The organism is Pseudomonas sp. K5002, assembly GCF_013386655.1.
In the GTDB taxonomy this organism is placed as follows: domain Bacteria; phylum Pseudomonadota; class Gammaproteobacteria; order Pseudomonadales; family Pseudomonadaceae; genus Aquipseudomonas.
Genome location: NZ_JACARK010000990.1, coordinates 1 through 816, shown reverse-complemented (window position 1 = coordinate 816; position 816 = coordinate 1). Strand labels below are relative to the sequence as shown.

The following is an 816-nucleotide window of genomic DNA, read 5'->3' as shown; positions in this document are numbered from 1 at the left end:
CCTCGCCCACGGCGGCGTCGGCATCTGGCAGAACAGCGCCGCCGATTCGGCGCGGCGCATCGTCTCGCTGATCGGCCGGCATGCCGAACGCCAGCAACCGGGCGTCGCCGCCTGACTTTTCTCTCTCAAGGAATGAACCGATGAAGACGCTTTTTGCAGGACTGCTGATGACCGCCACCACCCTTGCCGCCCACGCCGATGAGATCAAGCGCGTGCCGCTGCCGAACTCGAACTTCCCGATCTCATTGGCGGTGTCGGTGCCGCCGCAGACCGAGCTGCTGTTTGTGAGTGGGTTGCTGGCCGACCTGCATGACCCCAAGGCGCCGAAAGACTCGTTTGCCGCCTATGGCGACACGGCCATCCAGACCACGTCGATCCTCAACAAGCTCAAGGGTGTGCTGCAAGGCCAGGGCCTGGATTTGGGAGATGTGGTGCAGCTGCGGATATTCCTGGTGGGCGATCCAGCCAAGGGCGGCAAGCTTGATTTTGCCGGGTTGCAGGAAGGCTACACACCGTTCTTCGGCAGTGCCGAGCAGCCGAAAAAACCGGCGCGCACCGCGGTGCAAGTCGTCGCGTTGCCATTGCCCGGCGGGCTGGTAGAAATCGAAGCGGTTGCCGCGCGCAAACGCTGACAGGGACATCACTCGAGACCAAGGAGCTCCACTCTCATGCGAAAATTCAACTGGCTGACGGCACCTTTGTGGCGAGGGAGCTTGCTCCCGCTGGGGCGCGCAGCGGCCCTGAAGCCTGACTCCGCAATTTCCCCGGAAGACTGTGGCGACGGTATTGGGGCTGCTACGCAGCCCAGCGGGAGCC

1 protein-coding gene is annotated in these 816 nt (G+C 63.6%); it reads left to right on the top strand.

The window, feature by feature from the left end; translation table 11 throughout:
• Positions 1-140 precede the first annotated feature (140 nt).
• The gene (locus tag HX846_RS32235) at positions 141-632 is read left to right on the top strand and encodes a RidA family protein (protein WP_003211308.1); all 492 of its coding nucleotides are present in this window, start codon (positions 141-143) and stop codon (positions 630-632) included.
• The last annotated feature ends 184 nt before the right edge of the window (positions 633-816 follow it).

Bases quoted from the DNA above. Each gene is read 5' to 3' on its own strand.
- HX846_RS32235 (WP_003211308.1), top strand. From the start codon at position 141: ATGAAGACGCTTTTTGCAGGACTGCTGATGACCGCCACCACCCTTGCC.